Source organism: Chromobacterium sp. W521 (assembly GCF_052805975.1).
Map to the genome: position 1 here is coordinate 103288 of NZ_JBRBAF010000013.1, position 20724 is coordinate 124011.

General features: G+C 62.7%; 15 protein-coding genes. 5 read left to right on the forward strand and 10 right to left on the reverse strand.

All coding sequences use genetic code 11. The annotated features are described in order from the left end of the window. Positions 1–4: 4 nt before the first annotated feature. The 3 genes from ACUXV1_RS19575 to ACUXV1_RS19585 all read right to left on the reverse strand — a co-directional run bounded on the left by ACUXV1_RS19575 (position 5) and on the right by ACUXV1_RS19585 (position 3033). Positions 5–457: a DUF2000 domain-containing protein gene (locus tag ACUXV1_RS19575; RefSeq protein ID WP_446016220.1), complete on the reverse strand. Its 453-nt coding sequence runs from the start codon at positions 455–457 to the stop codon at positions 5–7. A gap of 101 nt (positions 458–558) precedes the next feature. After that, positions 559–1752: a serine hydrolase domain-containing protein gene (locus tag ACUXV1_RS19580; RefSeq protein ID WP_446016219.1), complete on the reverse strand. Its 1194-nt coding sequence runs from the start codon at positions 1750–1752 to the stop codon at positions 559–561. Positions 1753–2013: 261 nt separating this feature from the next. Beyond that, on the reverse strand, positions 2014–3033 hold the full coding sequence (locus tag ACUXV1_RS19585; RefSeq protein WP_446016218.1) for a threonine aldolase family protein: 1020 nt from the start codon (positions 3031–3033) through the stop codon (positions 2014–2016). 223 nt (positions 3034–3256) lie between these two features. Between ACUXV1_RS19585 and ACUXV1_RS19590 the strand changes: the two genes are divergently transcribed. Continuing rightward, on the forward strand, positions 3257–4519 hold the full coding sequence (locus ACUXV1_RS19590; RefSeq protein WP_162787825.1) for a hypothetical protein: 1263 nt from the start codon (positions 3257–3259) through the stop codon (positions 4517–4519). Positions 4520–4599: 80 nt separating this feature from the next. Here ACUXV1_RS19590 and ACUXV1_RS19595 read toward each other — a convergent pair whose 3' ends face one another. From ACUXV1_RS19595 to ACUXV1_RS19610, 4 genes are all read right to left on the reverse strand, one after another. After that, positions 4600–5544, reverse strand: coding sequence for an ornithine cyclodeaminase family protein (locus ACUXV1_RS19595; RefSeq protein WP_446016217.1), 945 nt, complete (start codon positions 5542–5544; stop codon positions 4600–4602). Beyond that, entirely contained in the window at positions 5541–6506 is a 966-nt protein-coding gene (locus ACUXV1_RS19600; RefSeq protein WP_446016216.1) for a threonine/serine dehydratase, read from the reverse strand. The genes ACUXV1_RS19595 and ACUXV1_RS19600 overlap by 4 nt, the downstream gene beginning before the upstream one ends. Further along, positions 6503–7120 (reverse strand): helix-turn-helix transcriptional regulator, encoded by a 618-nt coding sequence (locus ACUXV1_RS19605; protein WP_446016215.1) that lies wholly within the window; start codon positions 7118–7120, stop codon positions 6503–6505. The genes ACUXV1_RS19600 and ACUXV1_RS19605 overlap by 4 nt, the downstream gene beginning before the upstream one ends. Before the next feature lie 155 nt (positions 7121–7275). Further along, the gene (locus ACUXV1_RS19610) at positions 7276–8712 is read right to left on the reverse strand and encodes a PhoPQ-activated protein PqaA family protein (RefSeq protein ID WP_203390153.1); all 1437 of its coding nucleotides are present in this window, start codon (positions 8710–8712) and stop codon (positions 7276–7278) included. A 489-nt stretch (positions 8713–9201) separates the two neighbouring features. Between ACUXV1_RS19610 and ACUXV1_RS19615 the strand changes: the two genes are divergently transcribed. Then, positions 9202–9741: an inclusion body family protein gene (locus tag ACUXV1_RS19615; protein WP_194427957.1), complete on the forward strand. Its 540-nt coding sequence runs from the start codon at positions 9202–9204 to the stop codon at positions 9739–9741. 103 nt (positions 9742–9844) lie between these two features. On the opposite strand, the gene ACUXV1_RS19620 is transcribed toward ACUXV1_RS19615, so the two are convergent. Continuing rightward, positions 9845–11023, reverse strand: coding sequence for an MFS transporter (locus ACUXV1_RS19620; protein WP_203390152.1), 1179 nt, complete (start codon positions 11021–11023; stop codon positions 9845–9847). Positions 11024–11264: 241 nt separating this feature from the next. On the opposite strand from ACUXV1_RS19620, the gene ACUXV1_RS19625 reads away from it, so the two are divergent. Beyond that, on the forward strand, positions 11265–12170 hold the full coding sequence (locus ACUXV1_RS19625) for a LysR family transcriptional regulator (RefSeq protein WP_203390151.1): 906 nt from the start codon (positions 11265–11267) through the stop codon (positions 12168–12170). Positions 12171–12391: 221 nt separating this feature from the next. On the opposite strand, the gene ACUXV1_RS19630 is transcribed toward ACUXV1_RS19625, so the two are convergent. After that, positions 12392–12577 (reverse strand): hypothetical protein, encoded by a 186-nt coding sequence (locus ACUXV1_RS19630; RefSeq protein ID WP_203390150.1) that lies wholly within the window; start codon positions 12575–12577, stop codon positions 12392–12394. A 40-nt stretch (positions 12578–12617) separates the two neighbouring features. Here ACUXV1_RS19630 and ACUXV1_RS19635 point away from each other — a divergent pair, with 40 nt between their 5' ends. Continuing rightward, a complete protein-coding gene (locus tag ACUXV1_RS19635; protein ID WP_203390149.1) occupies positions 12618–12887 on the forward strand; it encodes a hypothetical protein in 270 nt (89 codons plus the stop codon). A gap of 196 nt (positions 12888–13083) precedes the next feature. Next, positions 13084–13929, forward strand: coding sequence for a glycoside hydrolase family 16 protein (locus ACUXV1_RS19640; RefSeq protein WP_203390148.1), 846 nt, complete (start codon positions 13084–13086; stop codon positions 13927–13929). A 189-nt stretch (positions 13930–14118) separates the two neighbouring features. On the opposite strand, the gene ACUXV1_RS19645 is transcribed toward ACUXV1_RS19640, so the two are convergent. Then, positions 14119–20616: a putative adhesin gene (locus ACUXV1_RS19645; RefSeq protein ID WP_446016214.1), complete on the reverse strand. Its 6498-nt coding sequence runs from the start codon at positions 20614–20616 to the stop codon at positions 14119–14121. Between the last annotated feature and the right edge of the window lie 108 nt (positions 20617–20724).

Consider the following 20724-nt stretch of genomic DNA (forward strand, 5'->3'; position numbering starts at 1 on the left):
CCCGTCAACGATAAAGGCTGAACTTGCGCGTCAGCGCGCCCAGCTCAGCCTCGGAGCCGCACAAGGCCACGCCCCAATATTCCAGCGCGGCGGCCGGGGTGGCCGCGGTGCGGCGCAACTGTTCTGCGCTGCCGCCCGCTCCCATGGTGTCGGTGAAATCCACGCAGGCCACGCCCGCCTCGGCCGCGGCCTGACGCAGCTGGACCAATTTGGAGGAGTTGTCGGCGCGCAGCACAATGAAGGGATCGGCCGAAATAGCCGGGTGCACGCCACCGTCGGCGTCCACGTAGTCCACGTGGTTTGTCGCCGCGTCCGCGCGCCACAGCCGGCAGGCCAGGGCCAGCGCCAGATGGCCCAGCACATTCATCGCCCGGCCCGGCTCCAGCCGCTTGTGGATCACCGCCACGTATTTGCGCGCGGCGGCGTCGGTGCCGCCGGCAAGGTGTTGTTCGCTCATCTGTGCTTCCTTCCAAAAACCGACGGCCGAATCACGGTTGTCACACCGCGGCCCGGCCGCAATATTTCAACATTAAGTTGAAATTTACATTTTTAGTTGAATTATTGCAAGAGCGGCTCCACACCGTACACCGCGTCGCGCAGATCGGCGACGAAACGCCCGGACATGCCTTCGTACAAGGTATTGGTGAAGGCCAGCACGCTTAGGCCGCGCGCGCGGTCCACAAACCAGGAGTGGCCGTAAGCGCCTCCCCAGCGCCAGGTGCCTGGGGATTCCGGCGACGCGGCGGCGGCCGGATCCCTCAGCACTGAGAAGCCCAGGCCGAAACCAAAGCCGGGCATCTCCGGCAACTCCAGCGACCCGGTGTGATTGCGCGCCATCTCCTCCACCCACTTCGGCGGCAGCAGCGGCGCGCCGCCTTGGCGCAGCGCCTCCAGCAGGCGCAGGAAATCGTCCGCGCTGCCCACCATGCCGGCGCCGCCGGACGGGTAGGCTCCTGCGTCCAGCGCCCGTTCCGGCGCGAAGCGTATGCCCACCGTGCCGTCAAACGGCGCCACCGTCGCCGGTTGTTCCATCCGCCAAGGCTCGGCTTCGCCGTTGACGTAGACCGCCGCCAGACGCTGCGGCTCCAGCGCGTAAAAATCGGTGTCGTTCATGCCCAACGGCACGGTGACCCAGCGGCGCACCGCCTGCGGCAGCGGCTCGTCCGCCACCCGCTCCACCAGCGCGCCCAGTACATCGGTGGCCAGTGAATACGCCCAGGACTGGCCGGGCGGATACATTAGCGGCACGCTGGCGATGTGGCGCAGATTCTCCGTCAGCGAAAGACCGTCGGCGTCCATGCCGTCGGATACCCCGGCGCGGGCATAGGGTCCGTCCTCGTCCGCTTCGAAAAAACGATAGCCCAGGCCGGCGGTATGGCTGAGCAATTGCCTAGGCGTGATCCGCGCCGGCGAGCCGTCCGCCAACCGCGGCCGGAATGCCGGCAGCCAGCGGGCGATATCCTCGTCCAGGTCCAGCCGCTGTCGAGCCGCCAGCACCATCGCGGCCGTGGAAACAATGGGTTTGCTGACGGAAGCCAGCCGGAACAGCGCATCCTCGCGCATCGGCAAGCCGGCCTCCCGGTCCGCCCAGCCGGCGGCTCGGCGGTAGACTGGCGCGCCGTCCTTGACCGCCAGCACCACGGCCCCCACCAGCCGCCGTTCGCTCAAGGCCTGTTCCAGCACCGCGTCCATTCGCGCTTCCAAGCCCACCTCCACGCGGCTTGGCCGCGCTCCGCATTCCACATTCGACATATCGCATCCTTTGGCTGCAAAACAGCGGTCAACAATAAGCGATCGTCGCGCCGGGAAAAAGCGGACAACGCTCCGCTCTGTCGTGACGAATTGTCCGGAATGGGAAGCCGCCGGTCAGAACCTGTCCAAAGTCTCGCGAGCCAGAGCGAGACAAGGCGAAAACAAGCGAGAGAGTAAAATGCGCGAGGGGTACATGAGCATTGCGAACGCGGTACTCACCGTGCCACATCTCACAAAGCGCAGCGGATGTTGAACCGGCTCTCACAGGCTGGCGCGTATGATGTCAGCCGCTCGCCCCAGCTCCCACCGCGTCACCAGGCTGCTGCAAGTGAAGCGCAGCAGGTCCGGTTTCCAGGCCAGCGCCAGCACGCCCCGCGCGGCCAACCGCGCCGCAACGCCCTTGGCGTCCGTCGCCTCGATGAACACCATATTGGTCTCCACCGGGTATTTCAGCCGCGCCGCCTCGCCCAGCCTGCGCCCTAGCCATTCGGCATTGTCGTTGTCCTGCTGCGTCACTCGCTGCCAGTGCCCCATCTTGTCCAGCGCCACGCCGGCCATCAAGCCAGACTGATGCAGACAGCCGCCATGCCATTTTCGGAATACCCTGGCGGCCTCTATTTTTTCCGCCGGGCCGGCCAGGATGGAGCCGAACGGCGCGCCCACGCCCTTGGAGAAGCAAAAGTTCAGCATGTCCGCCGGCCGCACGTAGTGCGCCGGCGGCATGTCCAGCCGGGTGCAGGCGTTGAGCACCCGCGCGCCGTCCAGGTACAGGCTCAGGCCCATTTCGTCGCACAGCGCGCGCATGCGCCTCATCTCTTCCACCGGATAAACAATGCCGCCGTAGCTGTTAATGCTGCTTTCTATCGCCACCACCTTGGGCGCAGCATAGAGCTTGGACCAGCGCGCCTTGGCCTGGATGGCGATGCGCGCATCGGCGGCGGTGAGAATGCCGTCCGCGCTATGGTAGGGGTTCAGCACCAGACCGCTGTTGACGCTGACCGCAGAGGATTCGAAGAAGTTGATGTGATAGCCCACCTCGGTGACGACTTCGTCTCCCGGCGCGGCCAGACAGCGCAGCCCTACCTGGTTGCTCATGGTGCCGGAGGGCATGAACAGCGCCGCCTCCTTGCCGAACAGCTCGGCGCAGTACGCCTCGAGCTCGCGCACATAGCGGTCTTCGCCGTAGCAGTCGTCGCCGATCTTGGCGAAGTCCAACATCTCCACATCGCTTTTGCAGATCCGCGTCAAGGTGTCGCTTCTCAAATCGATGATGTCCGGCATGTCTGGTCCCGTTTCTGAAAGTCGGTTGGAGGATGCGGCGAGGGCAAGCCTGCGCCTTGGCATGCCGATGAAATGCGAGGCAGATGCTAGGGGGCGTCCAGCAATGATTCAACTCTACTTTCGATAAGGTCGGCGGCGACCTGCCGGCTAGTTATTCGTACGGAGTGCGATTTTACGCTGGGGAACTACCATGGTAGCCACAGCGCCAGCCAACGAGGCCGCCATGAAAAACCTGAAATATCACAGCTTGTGGATAGGCCTGCTATTGCTGGACATCGCCGCGCTGTACTGGCTGCCGCGGCTGATAAAACCGCCGTTCTCCCTTTCCCAGCATGCCAGCCATTTCGTGCTGGGCCTGTTGGCCACGGCTCTGGCGGCCGCGCCCTTGATACGCTTTCTGGTCATAGGCTGGGGCGCCCGCTACGAGGAGTTCCGCAACCGCCTCAACAACGGCGCGCTGATCTATTACCTGCGCCAATTCTGGCAGCCGCGCACCGACAAGCACCCGCAGTTGAACACCTGGCCGCTACCGGAAAACGAAGAAGTGGAAGCCGCCGCCGAGCAACTGTTCGAGCAGATCTACCGCGAGCACTACGGCCGCGCCGCCTTTCTCACACCGATGGCGCTGATGCTGATCGCCATCCTGTGCATGAGCATGCTTTACCTGCTCGCCGCCAACGAACAGCTGGTCACGCCCTTCAGCACGCAGATCGTCTGCGCCGCCATCGCCGGCGCCTATCTGTTCGTGGTCAGCGATATGGTGCTGAGCGTGCGCAAGCGCAGCCTCAACGTGGCGGACGTGTACTGGTACGCGCTGCGCATGATGCTGGCCATTCCCATCGGCGCGGCCGTCAGCGCCGCAGGGTCCGCCGAGGCCGCTTCCGCCGCGCAGACCGTGTCCGCCTTCGCCGTCGGCGCCTTTCCGATGGACACCCTGTTCAAGCTGTTGCGCCGGCTGGTGACGCTAAACCTGAACGCCAAGGAACAAGCTCAGGAAAACGACCAGTTGATCCAGCTGGAAGGTGTGACCGCCAATATCTCCGCCACGCTGGCGGCCGAGGGCGTCAACTCCATAGAACAATTGGTGTGCATAGACCCGGTGCTGCTCTCCATCCGCACCGGCTTTCCGTTCAAATTCGTACTGAGGCTGGGCTCGCAGGCCATCGTCTGGCGGCACTTTGGCCAGCACGCCGCCGCCCTGTCCGCCATGGGGCTGGCGGACGCGCCCGCCATCGTCACCCTGAACGAGATGCTGAAAAAAGAACCTGGTTCGGTCTTGCGCCAGCAAGCGGACAATGTGATTGCCGACATCGTCGCCCGGCTGCAAGCCAAAGACGGCGTCGCGCTCTCTGCCGACACCGTCAAATTCAACTTCCGCCAGATAGGCAAGGAAAACTACACCCGCTTCCTGATGGCGGCGCAAAAACAAGGGGGCCACGCCCGGCCGCCGCTACGGCCGGTGCACGGTTTCCCGCATGCGGCCTGAGAACCTGTTCATCGTCTGCTGGGCGTTGGCGATACGGCGTTGAAACTCGCTCTGTGAATCCGTTGGCGGTCAACAGCGTTTCAGTCCTGGGCCTCCAGCACGCACTTGGCGATCTGCGCGTCCTGCACCGCCAGCCCGGTCAGGTCCGCCAAGGTAATCTCATCCTCGCTTTGCCGGCCCGGCCGCTCGCCGGCCAGCACCTGCCCCAGCTCCGCCAGGCTTTCCCGGACCAGCAAGCCGGCGGCCAGCGCGTGCGATACCTCGCCGTAAGCCGCGCACTGTGCGATGGAGTCCACCACCACGCGGTCCGCCCCGGCCACCAATTCCGCCGCCAGCTCCTGCTTGCCGGCGGCGTCCGCGCCCACCGCGGTGACGTGGGTGCCGGGCGTCAACCAGCCGGCTTGCAGAATGGGACGGGTGGACGGCGTGCAGGTGACGATCAGTTGACAGGCGCGCGCCAGCGGCTCCGCGTCCAGCGTGGTCCGCAGCCGGTAGCCCAGCGGCTCGAACTCGGCGGCGAACACCGCCAACTCCGTCTCGGAACGTCCCCACACCCACACATCGCGGCACGGCGTGGCCGCCTGCAACGCCCGCAATTGCAAGCGCGCCTGCAAACCGGTGCCGACAACCCCTATCGCCTCCACCCGGCTTGGGGCCAACACCCGCGCCGCCAGCCTCCCGGCCAGCGCGGTGCGCCAGGCGGTGAGCCAGCCCTCGTCCCGCAGCAATGCCAGCGGCGCGCCGGTGCGGGCGCAGAAGCACAGCACCAGGCCCTGATTGCTGGGCAGGCCGCGCTTGGAATTATCGTAAAAGCCGGACGACACCTTGACCGCGAACAGGCTCTCGCCCTCCACATAGCCGGACTTCACGCAGCAATCGCCGTTGGCCTCGGCAAAAGCGAAATGCTGTACCGGCGGCAACTGCGCGCGCCCGGCGGAATAGGCGATGAAGCCCTGGCGCAGCAGCGCCTCCGCCCTCTCCAGATCCAGCCGCGCCAGAATCTCGTCCTTGTCCAGCGTCCTCATACCGCCACCGCGCTCAGGAACTTGTCCAGCACAATATTGCGGCCGCACAGCACCACCGCCACCTTCTTGCCCTGATAACGTGGCGCCAATTGCAGCAAACCCGCCAGCGCCACCCCGGCCGCGCCCTCCACCATCCAGCGCTCGGTTTGCGCCAGCAGCCGCAGCGCCGCGCGGATGTCCGCCTCGCTAAGCAGCGCGCAGCGGCGGATCAAGGCCTGGCACAGCTCGAAAGTCACCGCGCCCGGCTCCACCCCGCCGGCGGTGCCGTCGGACAAAGTCTCGCCCTCATCCACCTCGACGATGCGGCCGGCTTGCAGGCTGGCGTGCATGGTGGCAGCCGTCTCCGGCCAGCAGCCCACCATTTCCGCATCCGGCGCCAAACGACGCATGGCCGCGCCGATGCCTGAAATCAGCCCGCCGCCGCCCACGGAGACGAAAACCGCGTCCAGTTCCGGGCATTGCTCCGCCAGCTCCATGCCCACCGTACCCTGACCCGCCACCACTTCCAGATCGTTGTAGGGCGACACAAACGGCAGGCCCGCCCGCCGCGCCGCGTCCCCGGCGGCCAGCTCCGCCGCCAGCGCGTCGCCGTCCACCAGCTCCAGGTCCGCGCCCAAAGCGCGGATGGCGTCCAGCTTCACCGCGGCGGCGGACGCCGGCGCGTATACCGTCACCGGCACACCCAACAAGCGGCCGGCCAGCGCCACCGCCTGGCCGTGATTGCCGGTGGACGCGGCGAGCACCCCGTCCCGCCGCGCCGCCGGGTCCAACAGCCGCAGCTTGTTGCTGGCGCCACGGAACTTGAACGAGCCGGTGCGCTGCAGATGCTCGCACTTCAGATACACCTCGCAGCCGGTCAAGGCGGACAGGGCCGGGCTGTGCTCCAACGGCGTGACCGGCGCCTGCGGGCGGATGGCCTGGTGGGCGGCGGCGATGTCGTCAAACAGGGAATCCAGTTTCATGCTTGCTCCTTTAGCTCTTTCAAATGCTTGAAAACCGTGGCGCGGCCCATGCCCAGCACGTTGGCCACATAGTTTGCGGCGTTCTTGCCGCGAAAAGCGCCCTCGTGCAGCAACGCCTCCACCAGTTCGCGCTTGTGCTCGCGGTTGAGAATGGACAGGCTGAGCTGGCGCTGTTGCAGCCAGCCGTGGATAAAGCGGTTGATGCGTTCCTGCCAGTCGTCCTCGAACAACACCGCCGGCTGCGCCACCAGCTTGCTGCCGGACAGGAATAGATCCAGCGCCGCCCGCGCGCCCTCGAACACCGAGATATCCAGGTTCACGCACATCATTCCAATCGCGGCCCCGGCGTCGTCGCGCAGCACCACGCTGATGGATCGCAGTTTGCGGCCGTCCCAGTTCAGTTTTTCGTAAGGGCCGATCACCGTTGCGGCCGGCGTGTTTTCCAGTTCGTCCAGGCCGGAATCGTCGCCCAGCTCGCGCTTGGAAAAATTATTGGCGATATAGGCCACGGACTGGGTGGCCAGGTCGTGCAACACCACCTCGGCGTAGGGATAGAACAAGGTGGCGATGGCGTCGGCGATGGACTGGTAGCGGGACAGCATGGCGGCACTCACATTGGATCAATGAATCCATCGTAGACTTTATAATCCACAATGTAAACAAAAAAGTCCACTTTGGACTAAAAAATACAAAACAAGAGCAAAATAAAAGCCGGCTCAGCCGGCTTAGGGATCAGGCGCAGGCGGTCAAGCCGCCCGACCAAGCGCCTTCAGCGCCCCAATTGCAAACGCGGCGCGCCAAACGGCACCGGCTCGCCGTTGGGATAGGCGTGCGGCCACACCAGCGGCGGCGTGCTCCAAGCGAAATCCTGCCCCTCGAACTCAATGAAGTAAGCCTGCCAGCCCGGCAACGAAGCGTCCGGCTTGAACTCGAAGCGACAACTGCCGCGGCGGCACTGGCCCTCAATCGGCTTGGGCTGATAACGGATGCCGGAATTGAAACGGAAATCCCGGCTCTTGGGATTATGCGCCAGCCACAACGTGGCCTTGCCCGCTTCCCGCCCCGTCACGCTGACGCGCAAGCGGCCGCTGGCCGGGTCCGCGTCCACCTGGGCCTGCGGCATGGGCTTGCCGGCCAGCCAGCGGCGCATGAACTGCCGCAAGGCCTTGCCGATCTGATCACCCTTCACATAGTGCGACTGATTGGGCAGATAGCGCAGCTGCGTGGGGCCGGTAAAAGCCGGTAGATAGCTCCAGGCGGAATCCGGCACCGCGAAGTCGTCGCCGGAGGCGGAAATCATGTACTTGCTCAAGCGCGCCATGCTAGCGCGGTAATTGACCACGTCCTCGAAACGCAGCAAGGCGTCCAGGCCGGCGCCGCCCTGCAACACATCCTCGGTGATGCCGTTGCGCTGATAATCGCGCAGCGCCACCGGCCACTGCTGACCGTAGCTGTTGTAAACATGGGTAAAGTTGTCGCGCACATTCCAGAAATCCGCCACCACGGGCACGATGGCGCTCACCCGCTTATCGTTCAAGCCGGCCAGCCAGGTGGCCCAGCCGCGCTTGGACGCGCCGGCCACCACAAAACGCTCGCTGCCCGGCAGGCTGCGCTGCAAGGCGTCCATCGTCGCGCTCACCGCCTGCGTCATCGGCAGGTGCAGGGAGCTGAAGCGTTCCGCCTGGGGCTGATCCACCGTCTTGCGCCAGGTGTAGGCCACCAGCGCGTCCTCACGGCCAGTGGGCTGCTCGTCCAGTTGCAGCTCCTGATTCGGCACGAAATACAGCTCGGCCACCGGCACGCCCAGATCACGCGCCAGCGCCTCCGCCGGCAAACGGTCCGGCAGCTTGGGCGGCTGCGCGTGATTGCTGCCGCCGTTGACGTACAGCAACACCGGCGTGCCAGGCTTTCGGTTCATGGGCAAGGCTAGTTTGTACTGCTGCTCCCACAGCGGCGCATTGCTGGTCATGCCGCTGCCGGCCCCCGGCCACTGCTGCGACACCATACGGTACATCCGCACCTCCACCCCGTCCTCCACCACCGAGCTGAGCAGCTCTGCCGGCTGCTGGCTGGCCTTGGCCCGTTGCAGATATTGGGAAACCACCGGCGACTCATCGGTTGGCAGGAGCTTGGCCGGCGCGACGGCGGGCCATGACAAGCACAGCGCGGCGCAGGCGCGCAGCGCGAGGGGGAGGAAACGGTTCATCGGCGGAATGTATTAATTGTTAGAGAGTGGATGCTAGATTTTGCAACAAATTAGTACAAAAACTCAAGAAAAACCACGTTCGTCCCCTTCCTTGTGGCTTGGCGAGTCGGCCGGGTCGAACTCATTGATAAATAAACCATCGCAATGCACGCACTCCTCCCATTTAATTGCGGCTAACCATTCAGCCTTACATTCAAAACAAAACACATCACCACAAACCATGCAAAGGCTGAGTGTCACAACCAAGTTTCTAGGCAACTAAAGCCAAGCTTATGCGCAGCTCCGGATACGCAATAAGTCAGCCGAAGCAACTCCACATTGAGATTTTCACCAGGCCCGCCAAACTGGCATTTAGGATGGTTTTTTTGAAGCTCCCTTGTAAAAATAAACTTACACTTCTAAAAACAAACAGCTGTGTTAAGCCCTCCTCTACGCAACAACTCATCCACTTTCCTTTTGGCAAGTTTTGCCATTTTAAGGAGCAGCGATATGGAACAACTTTTTTCTTCTTCCGGCTTTATATATATCAATATGATTGTTGATACCGAAGCCATTATTGAGCGGTACAAAAACCCCAGCACGGTGGAACAAAGCCCCACCATGGTTAACGACACCTCTTTATTTTATTTTGTTGCCACCAAGGGCAACACCATAACCGGCTCCGGCACTGGAAATTTGAAAATCAGCGCCACGGTAGGAGATGGAGTACGCTGGGCCGGCGTTTCCGAATCGAACAACTTCGAAAACAGCGTGATGGTGTACAAAATTCAACACCAAAGCGGTCAAGAAGTTATGAGCGACGCAAAATTCATGGTTTACACCAAGGAAGCAGCCGTCCCAGCCAGCAATAAAGAGCCATTCCCGCCCAAAAGCAAAGACCAAGCGTATTGGTTCATGAGTGCGGAAATCATAGGTAAAGGCACGGAAAACTATACAGTGCATTTCGCCGTATTCAATCGCCCTAAAAATGGACCGCAAACACTTTACGGCTACTTCAAATGGGATCCCGCCATTGAAGTTAAAGGCTAAGCTCGGCAGCCACTAAAACCAATCCGGGGGCCAACATGGCCACCCGGATTGCCGAAATCAAACCAACCGCCTCCTCTGCCCCTAAATCATTTATTTCCCGCCCTCAAACCAACAACGGCCGCGGAGCCCGGCGCGCCGTCCGCAGCACGGCCACGACCATGGCCAGGGTGACGGCGGCCAAGGCGGCGGCCAGCAGCGTGATGGCGTTGAAGGCCCAGCCAGTTTCTATCACCCGCCCCCCCAGCCAGGCGCCGATGGCGTTGCCCAGATTGAAAGCGCCGATGTTCAGCGTGGACGCATAGCCGGCCGCATTGCCGGCCACCCGGATGATCAGCGCCTGCAACATCATGCCCACCGCAAAAGAGAGTCCGCCCCACAGCGCCATGCACGCCAGCGCCGGATACAGGCTGGCGCTTGCCCAATAGAACGCGATCAACACCGCGATCAGGCACGGCAGCGTCCTCGTCAGCGCCTTGGCCAAGTTCCAGTCGGCCAGGCGTCCGCCCAGCAAGCCCCCAATGGTGATGCCGATGCCGCATACGAAGAGCGCCGCCGTGGCCACCTTGGCTTCCACATGGGTCACTTGCAGCAGCACCGGCACGATATAGGTGAAGAAGGCGAACATGCTGGCCGACGCCATCACGCTGGTGGCCAGGCCCAGCCAGACCACCGGTCGGCGCATGTCCGAGCCGACACCGGCCACCGCTGACGGGCTGCCGCGCCCGGCCGGCACGAAACCGGCGATCAAAGCCGCGGCGAGCAGGCCCAGCAGCATTACCCCCAGGAAAGTGGCGCGCCAGCCATGCAGCTGCCCCAGCAAGGAGCCCAAGGGCACGCCCAGCACATTAGCCAGGGTCATGCCGCTCAGCATCAATACCATTGCCTGAGCCTCCTTGCCCGGCGGGGCCAGCCGCGAGGCCAGCACCGCCGCGGTGCCGATGAAGGAGGCGTGGCTGAGCGCGGTGAACACTCGAGCCAGCATCAGCCAGCCGAAACCGGGAGCCAACAGGCAGCCTGCATTACCGGCGACAAACATCAACATCAGCGCAATCAGCGCGCTCTTTTCGCGGGCGGAGCGGATCGCCATGCCAACCACGGGCCCGCCTATCACCACGCCCAACGCATAGCCGGAAACCAGGTGCCCACTTTCGGGAATTGAAATCGCCATATCGCCGGCGATTTCCGGCAAGAGGCCCATCACCACGAATTCGGCGGTGCCAATGGCAAAAGCCGAAATCGCTAGAGCCAACAAGGGCATGTTCATCAAGCTGCCTGCATTCATCGCTTCTCCAGAATCAAATTCGGCGAGGCCGCACCGCCGCAAAGCCAAAAAGCGGGCATCATGGTCCGGGGAGCCGCGCCGCCATAATGCGTTCCAGTAAAAACGCCGGCTTGCCCCCGTACGCTGCATGGCGGCCTGCTGTGTTAAAGTCCGAATCCAAACTCTAATGCGTTTGACATCCCCGATAAAGTGAGCCCCCGCTCCAGATTGCATGGACACTTTTGTCCGGAAAGACGTGAAAATGCTCAGTTCAATCCAGGACCTGGCCTTGTTCGTTCAAGTGGCGGAACTGCGCAGCTTTGTCATGGCCGGCAAACAAATGGGGGTTTCCGCCTCCGCCGTCGGCAAGCGCATCAGCCGCATGGAAGCCCGGCTGCAGGTGACGCTGTTCAAGCGCACTACCCGAAGCATCACCCTCACCGCCGAGGGCAGGCACTTACTGGAGCGGGCCTTGGGCCTGCTACAAGAGCTGGACAGCATCCAACATGAACTCGGCGCCAGCCTGACCCAAGCCAAGGGCAAACTCCGCATCAGCCTGCCACCCATCAGCGATGTGTTCCTGGATCACTTTGCGCAATTCAATTCGCTCTACCCCGACATCGAGCTGGAACTGGATTATTCGGACAAGCTGGTCGATATCATCGAGGACGGTTTTGATTTTGCGCTGAGAACCGGCGCGGACGGCGACCACACGCTCAAGGCGGTCAAAGCGATCAGACTGGGCAGTTTCCGCAGAGTGATGGTGGCCTCCGAGGCCTATTTGGCCCAGCACGGCGCGCCGCGGGATATCGGCGACTTATTGCGGCACAAATGCCTGCATTACCGCTCCCCCAATACCGGCAAGGTGGAGGCCTGGCATCTTGGCCACGACGACGCCATACAGCTACCGCCCTCCTTGGTGTGCAATAGCATAGAAGCCAGAAAACACTTCGCGCTCAAGGGCCTAGGCATCGCCTATCTTCCCGACATCTCCATCGCCAGGGAATTGCGCGAAGGAAAGCTGACGCCGGTCCTGCCGCAACTCGCTAACGGCGACATCCCCGTCAGCGTACTCTGGTCGCGCAATAAAAGAGAAACCGCCCGCCACAAGGCGTTTATCGATTTCTTCGACGGCATCAAGATCGACGCCGCGCTGAAGCCCGGTTAGCCCACCGCCCACCGCTGCGCGGTGCGCTAAAGAAGCCATGCCCCGCGTCGGCTCCGGGCGCAGCGCAAGTACCGCACAACGATGAATGCCTTGTTTCCATTCGGCCTTGATCGGGCGGGGGGAGTTATGCGGCGGCGCGACTTTCTATTGGCATCCCTGATACATGCTGGCCTAGCCCCGGCTGGCGGCGGCCGCGACGAAACCCGCGGTGACTTTGGTGCTCAAATTGCTGAAAACCCCTTCTTCAGCGTGATGACCGCCGGTGCGCGCAGATCCTGCTGATCACGCCGGCGGACTCCCGCGCCATCATCCCGGCGCTGATCAAGGCGCTGCGAAGCAGCCTGCTGGTGATCAATCTGGACAACAAACTGGACAACCGGGCGCTGGCCAGCCACGGCGTGTGGCATTCCCTTTGTCGGTCCCAGCAATTTCAGCGGCGCGCGCGCGGTGGGAAACTATGTGCTGCGGGCCTTGAAGCCGCGCAGCAAGGTGGCCATCATCGGGGGCCTGCCCGGCTCCATCAACGCCAAGGCGCGCAGCGACGGCTACCGCGAAGCGATAGCCAGCGCCAATATGACGCTGACCGCCCTCGCCTGGGGCGACTGGGAACGGGAGCCCGGACAGGCCGCGGCGCATCGTAAGCAGCTAAGTCAACCCGCCCGCCTGTCCCAAAGCGCAGGCACACACCATGACCAATGCATTAACCTTCAACGATAAATCGCGCCATGCCCTGTTGGCGCAATAACTTACAGCCGCCCGCTTTTAAAACTTCAAGCCGGGCCGATAAAGGCCCCTATTCTCCGACAGCGCGTCTGTTTCCGCGGCGCTTGGTAAAACTGCCAAGCGCCGCCTCGTCAGGCCGCTCCCGCTTACGGCTATGCTGAGCGCCGGACATTCTCTCTCGAGGCAAGCGATGAAAAACAAGATGGCGACATGCGCCGCCGGGATGGCGCTGCTGGGCGGCAGCGCCGCGGCGGCCAATTGGCAGTTGGCATGGCAGGACGAGTTCAACGGCACGGCGCTGGACAGCGCCAAGTGGCGGCTAGAATCCGGCCCCGGTCCCTGGGGCCTGCATGAGCTGCAGTATTACACCGCCGGAGACAATGTAACGGTACGGGACGGCGCCTTGCATATCGCCGCTCGGCGGCAGGCTTACGGCGGCCGCGACTACACCTCGGCGCGCATGCGCAGCCAGGCCGCCTGGCGCTACGGACGGATAGAAGCGCGCATCAAGCTGCCCTATGGCCAGGGCATGTTTCCAGCTTTCTGGATGCTGAACCAGCAATGGGATCAACCCGAGCATTACGGCGAGATCGACATCCTGGAAATGGTGGGCAGCGAAGCCGGCGCGGAAAACGCCACCGTCTGGGGCAGCGCGCACCGGCCCAAACCCGGCGCGCCGGCCGGAACGGTGCAGACGGCGTCGGCCTCCTACGTCACGCCGGACCTGGGCTGGTTCAACGACCGCTTCCACGATTTCGCCGTGGAGTGGTCGCCGGCGGCAATCCGCTACTTCGTCGACGGCCAGCTCTATCAAACGGTGACGATGAAGACCGACGGCGGCGACGGTTGGCGCGCCCTGCAAGAACCGGCCTTCATCGTGCTCAACCTGGCGGTGGGCGGCGACTGGGCCGGCGCGCCGGACGCGTCCACGCGCTGGCCGCAAGAGATGGTGGTGGATTACGTGCGGGTATACCGGGACGCGGCGACAAGCCCAACGCGCCGCGCGCCGGCATCGGCGGCCTCGCCGCTGCCTTGATGTCCAGGAAGCAGCACGGCACCATCAACCCCGCGGCGCGCACTCCGGCTAGCGCAGCAACTGATCCAGCAACTCGCCGCGGGCTGCGATGTAATTCGAAGCGTGATTCGGCCATCAAAACCATGAATATGTCGAGTGCGTTCAACCACCCTCAGGGGGCGGCTTTTGGTTTGCATGCCACCCCAATGCTCACGACTTGCCGGCCGCGCCCGCCAGACGCTGCCGCTCCTTGAACTTGATGATGTCATCGCGAGTGATGGTCGCCATCCCTTTTGACGCCGGCCGCTTGAGCGGCGCCGACCTGGCGGCGGACGGCTCCGGCCGCCGCGTCAGCACATAGGGTAGTATCTCGCGTATCTCGCGCTGGACGCGGACGCCGTCTCCGTTGGGCGTCAGCGTGACCGCCTCATAGACCCAGTAACCATCGAAAGGCGTTTCATCCCCATCCTGCGGCGCCGTCCCCACATCGCGCCGCTGGCGCGGCGCGTCTTGCCCCTGCAGCGGCGTCTTGGTGAACTTAACTTCATAGCCCTCACCCAATCCGGTTTTGAGCGATAGCAACGTGCCGGGCGCTTTTTCCTCACGGCAGGCGGCGAACACCAGCTGCTTATACTGGCTGTAGCGGCCGCCCGGCTTCATTTCCTCCAGCAGGTCTTTCAGGGTTTTCTTGTTCCCGGCCAGATCGCTGACGGTGAGCAAGTCCATCTTGCTCTCGCTGCCGCTGACGCGGTTGTTCAAAACCGCGAGCCGCGCTTCTTCCTCCGGCATCTTTTCGTAGTGCTTGATGTGGTAGTTCTTGACCCAGTTTTCCTTGGCCACCCCCGCGTTCATTTCGGTGAAGGCGGAGTAACCCTGCCCTACGTCCCCCTTATTTCGCAGCCGCGCGTAAATGACCGGGTATTCCGCGCCGTCCAGCAATTTCTGCGTGGGCAGAAAAGCGGCCGAACTAGGCGGCTCCAGCAACACCTGGCCGTGCGGCCCCAGAAACACCAGATCCTTGCCTGCCGGCAGCAAAGCGTTGCGGCTGTCCCGCGTGTACCAACCGTGAGCGCTAAGCACCAGCGTTTCGGCCGGGTCTCCGTCAATGGAAGTCAGCGTGAAATTGGCGCCGGAATCGGTGCGCAGTTTTTTAAACAATGCTGGGTGACTGCTTTGTAACTGCTCCAGCTGGCCCACGGCTTTCCGGCGCCGGCTGGCCAGGTCGTCGAAACTCGAGCCGGCGGCTTCCATGCGCTGGAGCGTGCCTTTTTCCGCCAGGTATTTTTTCATGGCTTCCTCAAATTCAGCCTTGTCCGCGTAGTCTTTCAGCTTGGGCTTGACCGGCCCCGGGGACAGGGCGCGCTCAGCCGCCTTGACCCCGCTTCCGGCTTTGGCCGGCGCTTGAACGCCGGAAGGCCCTGGGCGCGGAAGGCCAAGCGGTCCCGGCGGATTCAGGATGTCCTCGGCCTGCTTGTTCAAGGCCATGAAAGGACGTTCCCCTTTTTGCAGCCTGGCCAAGGCGTAAATGGCGCGCGCGGTTCTCCCGTTGCCGTCGCCAAACGGGTGATAGCGCACTACGGCCGCATATAGGGCGTCTGCCAGGTCCACTTGGCCCGCCACGCTTTTGGCCTCGATCTGGGCCAACGCTTTTTCAAAGCCGGAACGCGCGATGTCCGAGCCCATGAAGACGGGATCGCTGCTGGAACGAAACGCCCGTGGCAATTGCCCGGCAGCCGGCTTGTAAACGGCGTTGTGGAGGCTTTCCATGGTGCGAACATCCAGTAAATCCGCCTCGCGGTGCCCCTCCAGCGCGCTCTGAATTCTGGTTTTTAGTTCCTGAGCTTCCGCCGCGGTCTTGGCGGAGCGGCTATTGCCGGCAATCCAGCCCGCAGCCGCTTCTTCCGGCACACCGGGCATCGGCTGACGAGGCACGGCCGGCGGGTGATCCAGCAGTTGGCGCATATGGCCGTTGACGTCGCTCAAACGGGCCAAGTCCGAATCCAGCCTCCGCTGAACCTTGGCCTGTTCCGTGGCGAAGTCTCCCCAGGCGAAGCGGGTTTTTTGCTGGCCTTCGAAATCTAGCAACAGGTTGTTGCGTATGGATTGCCGTACCGTCTCGCGGTTGGTCAATTTCGCCAGATCGCGCGCTTGCGCGCCTTCCTGCATGGCATTGACCAGTAGATCCACCTTGCGCGGGTCCGCCAAGCGGCTCCAGTTCATTTCACTGAGCACGGAGGGTATGACCCGGCGCGACACGGCCTTGGCCTGGCGGTAGAGCGTGATGGCCTGATTCACGTTTTTGACCGAGTACGCCGCCTTGACGCCTTGTGAAATCAGCGGCGCGCCGCCCGCCACCGCGCCCACGCCGCCCAGCACTCCGGCAATGATGGCTTCGGTGCGGAAGGCTTCCGCCTGGTCAGGCCGGTCCGACATATGGGCTTGCACGGCGCTGGCGCCGACATAGGCCGCGTCCAAAGCCAGCGACGCCATGAACAGGCTGAGACGAGCCAAGACCGAGCCGGTGCCGGGGATGGCCACCGCCAGCCCAATGGAGCCGATGGTGAGGATTTTCTTGGCAACTTCCAGCGCGGCTTCGGTGATCTGTTCCGGATAGCTGAACACCAGGGTGTCGATATCCGATTCCAGCCGCTCCATCAGGCCGTTGTACAGTTGATCGGCCAGTTGCTCCCTGCCCTGGCTGGGAGTGAAGGAGAAGGGCCGCTCAACCACTTTATTGATGAATTGCCGCCCCGCTAATGGCCCGAGGCCTACCAAATTGCTGGTCCGATACTTGAAAGCGTTTTCGTCTTTTTCCTGCTTCATGACCTCATAAGAGGGCATCTTGCTGAACACCCAGTCTTTGAACGTCTTGGTTTGCGGGAAGACCGGCAGTAATTCAACCTTCTCGCCCCGCTCCCAATACTTGTGACCGCGGCTGCCGATATGGAAAAACTTGTCGTCATCCACGCTGAACATGACACCGCCGGCCGGGCCGGCCGGGATCATGAATACCCCGTTCAGCGTCGTGCCGTGGAAGGACACCGCCTGGGCCTGAACCTTGCCCTCCAGAAAGTTCTTCACCGCCTGCGCGTGCAGCGGCACCTGGTGGCCGCGGCTCAGATATTCCAGGCAGCGCACATTGATCATGTCCTGGTAAAACGACTTCATGCCGACGGCGTTGCCCGGCAGGTCCCGATAGATCTTGAGCTCGCGCTCCATGGCTGACTGCAGATTGTCCTTAGTCAGCGCATCCACCAGTTCCTGATGCTGCATGCCGGTCACGCGGTATTCTCGTCCTGAGGAGTCCTTCAGGCGTTTGCTTTCATACAGGTACTGGCCGGTGACGATTTCCGTCAGCGTAAAGTAGCGGCTGGCGGGCAGCGGCGCTTTCGGGCCTTGCAAATTAGGGTTGGGATGGACTCTGGGATAGTAATCGACACGTATCTTGCTGTCCGGCCGCAACTGCGTCTTGCTTCCCTTGCGCTGTTCAAAGGCGCTGATCCCCTTGCGGATATAGTCGTCAATATATGAGGCGGGATTCAGTATCGGCTGATACAGCCGCTCCACCCGCTCCAGGCTTTGCTCGCCCTGAAGCTGAAACGCTTGCGCCAGCGCTTGGTCGGTGCTTGGCGGCGCGTCGGTCGGTGCGGCCGCTCCTGTCAACTGAGCGCTTTGCACGGCGAAGCCCTGTCGGTAACGCTCAACGATGGATTTGCTTAAATCATCCGTCTGAGCATCAGCAAGCGCGGACAAGTCTTTCAAGATGACTTGGCCAAACTCGCGAAACTCGTTGAGGCTAGGCTTGTCCTTGATGTCGTCTATGAAAGCGCTGGTCAGCTCAATGGTCTTGAGCAGCCTCCGGATATCGCGCTCTTTACCCGGAGGCAGCTCCCGTACTTCGCCTGCCTGATCCGCCTTTTCGAAAAGGCGGTTGAACTCGGTGCGGATCGCCCTGCTCATGTCCAGATTGTGCAGCACCTGATCAATCTGAAACGGCAAGTCCTCCTCATCGTCTACTTTTTCACTTGGCAAACTCCTGGCCGCCCGGTGCAGAGGCCCCTCTTCTTCCCCTTCCAGCTCCACGGCGAACTGCGGTTGATCAAACACAAAATGGAGATCATCCACATCCAGCTGCGTGATGATTTCATGCGCCAGCCGCAAGGCTTCGTCGTTGGCCGGGTTTGGCCGCGCCCCGTCTTGGCGCGCCCAGCCATAAAGCAAGGCCCCGCCCGCGGCCATGGCGGCAATGCCGAGCAGAAGCGGCGCTTTCTGTTCCCATAACGCGGATCCGCCGGTTGCCGGCGCCTGCTCGGCCACGGGCGGCTGGAACGGACTACTTTCGTCCTGAGGCGCTGCCGGGGCGGAATGCACCAGTATTTCCTTCAGCTCTATCTCCGCCGGCAACGGTGCTGGCGCGTCCTGACGCGCGCACCACAAGGCATAGCCCACGGCGGCCAAGCCCAGGGCTTCCAGGCTGATGCCGCCGGCCAATTGCCAATTGGCGGCCAGCCAGGACGGCGCGGCCGGCTGCGCGGTGGCCGGCCGCGCGGCGCTGGCGGCGTCGACGCCGGGCAGCAGACTCCAGGGCTGCTGCACCAACGCATCGCAAGCGGACATGACGGCGTCCGCCAGCCAGTTTTCCATGCGCCGGGATAGTTGTTCGCGCAAGTCCCGCACACTCTCGCTCTTACTGTCGGCCAGCGCGTCCAGCCATTGATTGCCCCAGGCCAGCCAGGAGTCGGCAACCGGCTGCGCCCCCACGGTTTGGCCGGCCTCTTTCAACGCCGGCAGCAAGGGAATCAGATCCACCAGTTTTTCCAACTGTGGATAATGCCGCACCACCTGATAATCCTTGAGCTGGCGCGCCAGCAGCCGCAAGCGGTCCTCGGTTTCCACCGGGTCCTGGCTGTTGAAGGCCAGGCAAACCTGATAAGCCAGCCTGGCGTTCAGGTATTGGCTGTAGGCGAACTGCAGGGTCTGGTTCTGGCTTTGATCATGGGCGACAAACCATTGCAGCGTCTGCTCCCAACTCGTGTGGTTTTGCAGGGCTTCCGCATACTGCACGGTGGCCGCGGCCAACGGATCGCCCATCAGCTTTTCCACCAGATAAGGTTTTGCCACCGCCACGAAGCTGCCGGCCATGCGCTGAAACATGCCGGCCCAGCTTTCGGAAGCCGAACTTTCGCGGTAGAACTTTTCCAGCTCCTGCGCCGCATGAGCCGGCAACCAGCGGCCGGCGATATGAGCGCCGGCCCAAAGGCCTAGGCTGGGCGCGGCGGCCTTGCCAAGATCACGCATCAACAACGCCCAGGATTCCGGACTCCGGTTCAACGTCAGCAGGCGATTCAACAAGGCGACCGTGTCCGCATCCGCACCCAGCGCGCTCTGAAACTGGCGGGTCCAAGACCATGCCGGACTCTCCGAGCTGGCTTGGCTCAAAGCGCTCAACAGCCACAATGCCTGTTCGCCCAAGCCGCTGTCCGCCGGGCAGCGGCCCAGTTGATCGGCAAACTGAAAGGCCGCCAGCAATTGCTCCGCCTGAGCGGAGCCGCCCAGCAACATTTCCAGATGCGGTCGCAACGACTCCCGCAGCTCCGGTCGGGCCAGGGTTTCGGCCAACCAGCCCAATCGCTCCGCAAGCGACCCATTGACCGGATAAGGCACGGTCTTTTGCGTCTGAGCCAGCGCCTTGCCCAAGCTCAGTAAAGATGGGGCGAGCTGCTGTTCCAGCAGAGGATTGTCCGTCAGAATCCCCAGGTAATCGCCCAAACCAGCCTCCTGGGGCAGGGCTTGCCACAACCGCACCTGGCCCAGGGTCTGCCTCACCGCGCCCAGGCTCTGGGCCATGCCGTCCAGCCAATCTTCATCCAGCGCTCGCTTCAACTGCGGATCTGTCAAAAGCTTCTCCGCGGCGGCCGTCAGTTCCAAGGTCCTGCCCAGTACGGAAGGCTGATCCTTCAACTCCAACAAGCTGTGCTCCAATGACGCCCACTGCCCGCTGGCGCTTTTCAACCAAGGCCCCACGGCGTCGAGATAGGCTTTCAATTTCCGGCCTTCCTGAGCCCCCACGCCTTTACCGCTGGCCAACTGCCGGCCAAGCCGGTCCAGCGCCGCAGCCAGTTCTTCCAGTTTGCGCTGAGTGCTGTAATTGCCCTTGCAGATCTCACGCAACTCTTGGTAGCTGTCCTTGAATGCGCGAAGTTGCGGCAGCGGGATCGCCTCGAGGATGAGTTTTTCAAGCACCTTGTGAATGACATTCCTCGACATGTCCGACAGCATGCCGGCCACGGCCAGGCTAGGCCGGGGTTCTGACGGCGCCGTCTCGTCCGCACAGGGAAAAGCCGCCAGATAGGCTTGCGGGTGCAACTCCACTTCCTGAATCACCTTTTGGGCGAACTGCTGCAAATACGCCGGCGCGCCCTGTCCCCCGCTCCGCCAATCGTAAGCGTTCAGCTCCGCCAGCATTCGGTCGTTATCCCAATGTGGGGATAGCGGCTGCTGTTCCGAATGCAGTTTTCCAGCCGCCATTTTGAGCAGTGCGGCGCTGCCATGGTCCCATTGGCGGATATCGCGCAGTTTTTCCGTCTCACGCAGCAGCGAGGGATAGTAAGCCAAGGTGGTTTTACCCTGCGGGGCTTCGGCCGGGCCCTGGGCATGAACCAGACTTTGAGGCGCGGCCAGGCGCGACAGCTTGGAGGAAATCATCATATTTGCAGGCTTTCGGATCGCGGATAAGGTGCGGGGTCTACGGGCGGCGCTCTATTCGTTTGCCCAGATTCGTCGTTCAACTAGTCTGGATGAAATGCGTTGTGAGGC